Consider the following 4,927-nt stretch of genomic DNA (forward strand, 5'->3'; position numbering starts at 1 on the left):
GCCGGTGACAATGGCATCATCAACCACAATACCCAGCACCAAAATAAACCCGAATAAACTCATAATATTTAGCGTAATACCAAACAGCGGCATCGCTAAAAATGCGCCCATAAACGAAACTGGAATACCAATAAACACCCAAAATGCAATTGCAGGGCGTAAAAATAAAGTAAGCAAAGCAAGTACTAAAATGCCACCTTGTAAGGCGTTTGATGTGAGTGTCGAAATGCGGTTTTTAACAATCACAGAATCATCGTCCCAATAACTTAACTCATAGCCTTCAGGTAATTTGCCTTGTTGATTTTCGATATACGCTTTTACTTTGTCAGCAACGTCTATCGCACTTTGATCGCCAATGCGGTAGACCTCAATAAACGCAGCCTGTTTTCCATTAAAACGTGTACGCACCGGTGATTCTTCAAAGTCGTCTTTGATATTCGCCACATCGGATAAACGCACTAACGAACCATCAGCTAAGCTTTTCACAATAATGCTGGCAAATTCATCTTTGTAATAAGCTTGCCCTTTTGAGCGCAGTAAAATATCACCACCGCTAGAACGTAAATTACCCGCTGAAATATCCGCACTTGAACGCTCAATAGCATTACCCACATCAGCAATGCTTAATTGATATTGGCGTAATTTGTCTTGGCTAATCTCAATAGCAATTTCATAGTTACGCACACCATCAAGCTCTAACTGAGTAACTCCAGGAATACGCAGTAAGTCATCACGGACTTTTTCGGCAAATTCACGTGTTTCTTTTTCTGAGTAGCTACCCGAAACCGTTACATTAATAACATCACGTTTGCGCTGCGCCAAAGACACCACTGGTTTTTCGGCGTCTGCTGGAAAGGTATTAATCGCATCTACACGGCTTTTAATATCCGCTAACATTTCACGAGGGTCGTAACCAGAATCCACTTCAATGGTAACCGATGCTGAGCCTTCCGATGAACGGCTGCGGATCTCTTTAATGCCTTCTAAGTCTTGCACCGCTTCTTCTACCCGAATGGTAATACCTTGTTCAACATCCTCTGGTGTTGCGCCACGCAAAGACATATTCACGCTAATACGGTCGGTTTCAAAAGATGGAAACACCTCAAGCGGTAATTGCGTTGTTAATGAGAATAAACCGCCAATTAAAATGCTGATCATCAGCAAATTTGCGGCAACATGATTGCGTGTAAACCAAGCGATCATAGGGCTTTCTCCTGTTCGCGCTTCGCTTTACGCTCAGCAATCAGTTGCTCCACGGTAATACCCCGTTGTTTCGCAATTTCTTTTAACTTAGTTAAGCGCGCTTCTTGATTTTTTTCTTTGCTTGGCTGCTCGCCAAGTACAGCAACTTTAGTACCGCTACTCACTTGTCCAAGTGGCGTCACAACAAGCCTTGAATCTGCCTCAAGACCTTTGCTCACTAAGCTTTCAGTTTCACCTTGCCATGCAAGCGTAATGTCTTTTCGCATTAATTGGTTTTCATTATTAAGTACGTAGACATAGCTACCCTGATAAATGGCATTATTAGGAATAACTAAAGCATTTGGAATTTCACGCCCTGTAATTGTGGCATTAACATATTGACCGATTTTCACCGGATTTTGTCCAGTCACAGGTGTTGAATAAGGATCTTCAATTTGTGCCACCACATAAAGTTGCTGAGAAGCATCATTAATTGCACCTTCTGTACGTACTAATGTGCCATGCCACACTTGTTCACCAATTAAGTCAGAATTAAAAGTGACTTGGCTATTTTGATTAGTTTTTTCACCGCTTTGATACACTTCAGGCAAATCAATAAAAGCTAAGTCTTTATTATTGATAGGCAAACGAATTTCCACCGTGTCAGTGGCAAATATCTCCGCTAACTGAGTATTGTTTGAAACGACTTGTCCGATATCAACATGTTTCTTCAAAACTCGACCAGAAAATGGCGCGACTATTTTTGTACGTTCAAGCGCCAGTTGTGCTTTTTCGAGCTTGGCCTGTGCTGAAAGCACATTTGCCTCTTGTGCAGCAAGCTGCGGTTTGCGTAATACTAGATCGCTCGGAGCATCACCACTGCCTAGTCGCTGCCAATCTGCAAGCGCTTGTTTACCACGCGCTTGCTCTTCAAACAGCGCCTGCTTTGCAGACAGTAAACTGGCTTCGGCAATTTTCACTTCAGAGCGGTAATCGCGCTCATCAATACTAAGTAGTACCTGCCCTTTTTCGAAAAAGCCACCATCGCGCAGGCTTTCACTTATAAAGCTGATTTCCCCCGAAACCTGCGCCACCAACACACTTTGCGTTCTTGGTTTTACTATGCCATAACTAGCAACGTTTACTCGATATGGGCTTTCGTGAATTGTTTTAATATCAACTACTAGCTGGGCTTGTTTAGCGCCACCAAAACGCTTTGTAGTTGGTGGGTTTTTGAATATCAGGCTCACGATAATGCCTGCCGCGATTAAAATAACAATTGGCATTACAAAACGTGGAAAGCGGTTTTTATTGAACGGCATTAGCGTTTTCCTTTAATTCTTCAACTACAAAATCACCACCTAGCGCAACGTGTAAATTGACGCGGTTAGCAATTAACAAATTCTTTATACTGATTAAACTACTTTGTGCATCAAACGAGCGTTTGGCTTTTTTGATACTGTTCAAACGACAGGGTCTCTGCCAATTTCGCATTATTAGCAGCTAACAATGTAGCATCATAACGCTGCTGCAAATTACGCTCTGCAGAAATTCCATTTTCGACACTTTGAAATGCAGAAAAGAGATTATCTAAGTAGCTTATTTCTTGTTTATTTAATTCAAGTAGGGCTTTTTCTTCATTCGCTTTTAAACGGCCAGCATTAAATAAAGGTGCTGTTAGCGAACCCGCTACCGACCAGGCAATATTGCCACCAGCTAACAAATCACTTATATCACTGCTATCTGGGCCAATGCTGCCAGTCAATTTTAAACTAGGGAAACGCTGTTTATGGGCATAGGCAAGCGCCGCATCTTTGGCAAGTAATGCATACCAACTGGCAATTAATGACGGTTTGCGAGAGAGTAGTTCTGACGGCATACCTAATGGAATATCCGACTGTAACAGTGGTAACTCAGCGGTAACTGAAAGTAAGCCAGCAGGATAGTCACCAATCAACAATTCTAATGCGCGGATGCGCTCAATTTGTGTATTTTGCTGGGCTACTAAACGAGATTTCTCATTATTAAATTCATTACGTGTTAAATACACATCAAGTGCATCATTAAGCCCTTGGCGGTAACCTGATTCTATTATGTCGAGATTTTGCTGCGCTAGTACCAAACGTTCATTCAAAAGTGCAACTTGGTTATTCGCTTCAATTACCGCAAACCAAGCTTTTACCACATCAGCAACTAAGGCTTGCTTTTGCGAGTAATAATCCGCTTCTAATGCCATTACATTTAGGTTCGCATTACGCTCTTTAGCTGATAATTTACCCCAAATATCAAATTCGTAAGATAAATTAACATCCAACCCATTACCATTTGTGTAATTGTTAGTGGTTGGAATATAACGACGGTTACTGCTGAGAGATAAATCAAGGGTTGGCCACAACTCACTGCCTGTAATTACCAGTTGTTGTTTTGCAACTGCTATATCCAATGCTTTTTGTTGTAGAGAGCGGTTTTTGGCAAGAGCTTTTTCTACAAGCTTAAAAACTTGCGTGCCTTGCAATTCTGCCAACCAGTTGTCACGAACAGCTAGATAGTCATTTTGTGCCTGCCACGTGCTTGGGGTTGTTATCTTCTCGCGATAATCCGTTTCAATTTTATGTGTTGTATTACAGCCTGCCAGCAATGCCATTAAACCAATGGCTAGATTAATGCTAATAAAGGGCTTCAACCTGTTGCTCATTATCATCTCTCACTAGAGAATTTTATATCTTCAATATCATAGTTTAATAATTGTCTAAGAAGTGTCTCAATAAACTTTACATAGACTTACATTCATTGCTAATACAGAAACACATGAGAATAAGATCATTAATGTCGGCTGTTAACTATTTTATAGAGATTAATTGATGTTTAAATTTATGATGGATTGGAAAAGCTATTTGGATCAATCAATGAATAACGATTTAGAGAGATAAGACTTCAGTTAAAAAGATTTAATGGCGGTGGAGATTTCGCCAAATACTAAATTTCAGATATAAAAAACCCCGACCTAAATGTCAGGTTTAAGAATAAGTGGTGCCCAGCTATTGAGGCGGACAAAATTGTCAGGAACAATTTTGAACATGCGCAGCATGGCTTGGAAAATACAAGGAAGTATTTTTTCATCGAACTCATACCAATTTTATTAACTACTTTGTCATTCTAGCGAGTTAAACGCCTCATTAACTGCGTTAAAAAATTCTTATGTAGAACAACTACATGTTAAATTTTTCGCCTTGTTTATGAACCGTTTCTCTGTCGCAATAAGTGACCTATCAATTAATGCAATTGGTATAATGAGATTTCGCCAAATACTAAATTTCAGGCATAAAAAAACCCCGACCTAAAGGTCAGGGTTTAAGAATAAGTGGTGCCCAGAGGCGGAATCGAACCACCGACACGAGGATTTTCAATCCTCTGCTCTACCGACTGAGCTATCTGGGCATTTTAATTCAGTAACTTAGAAAACCTCAAAAGGATTTTCAATACTATTCCAATTAGCTCTACTGACTAAGCTATCTTGGCAAGCAATTTTAGTACCGCTTGAGTACACTCTTTCGAGTAAATAAAATGGTGCCTGCTGCCGGAGTCGAACTGGCGACCTACTGATTACAAGTCAGTTGCTCTACCAACTGAGCTAAGCAGGCACACTAAAACTGCTCATCTTTAAAAGATGGTGCCCAGAGGCGGAATCGAACCACCGACACGAGGATTTTCAATCCTCTGCTCTACCGACTGAGCTATCTGGGCG

2 protein-coding genes, 3 tRNA genes and 1 pseudogene are annotated in these 4,927 nt (G+C 40.8%); all 6 read right to left on the bottom strand.

Features of this window, described 5'->3' with window-relative positions:
* On the bottom strand, positions 1 to 1,203 hold a 1,203-nt coding region (locus tag ON073_RS20000; RefSeq protein ID WP_274763638.1), incomplete at its 3' end, for an efflux RND transporter permease subunit.
* A complete protein-coding gene (locus tag ON073_RS20005) occupies positions 1,200 to 2,504 on the bottom strand; it encodes an efflux RND transporter periplasmic adaptor subunit (RefSeq protein WP_274763639.1) in 1,305 nt (434 codons plus the stop codon). The genes ON073_RS20005 and ON073_RS20000, both read right to left, overlap by 4 nt.
* Positions 2,491 to 3,877 (bottom strand): annotated as a pseudogene (locus ON073_RS20010) (TolC family protein). The gene ON073_RS20005 and the pseudogene ON073_RS20010 overlap by 14 nt, the downstream one beginning before the upstream one ends.
* 667 nt (positions 3,878 to 4,544) lie before the next feature.
* Positions 4,545 to 4,620 (bottom strand) — tRNA-Phe (locus tag ON073_RS20015).
* Positions 4,621 to 4,747: 127 nt separating this feature from the next.
* Positions 4,748 to 4,823: transfer RNA gene (locus ON073_RS20020), tRNA-Thr, on the bottom strand.
* Positions 4,824 to 4,850: 27 nt separating this feature from the next.
* Positions 4,851 to 4,926 (bottom strand) — tRNA-Phe (locus tag ON073_RS20025).
* Between the last annotated feature and the right edge of the window lies 1 nt (position 4,927).

The sequence above is a fragment of the Pseudoalteromonas sp. G4 genome, assembly GCF_028875915.1.
Lineage (GTDB): Bacteria > Pseudomonadota > Gammaproteobacteria > Enterobacterales > Alteromonadaceae > Pseudoalteromonas.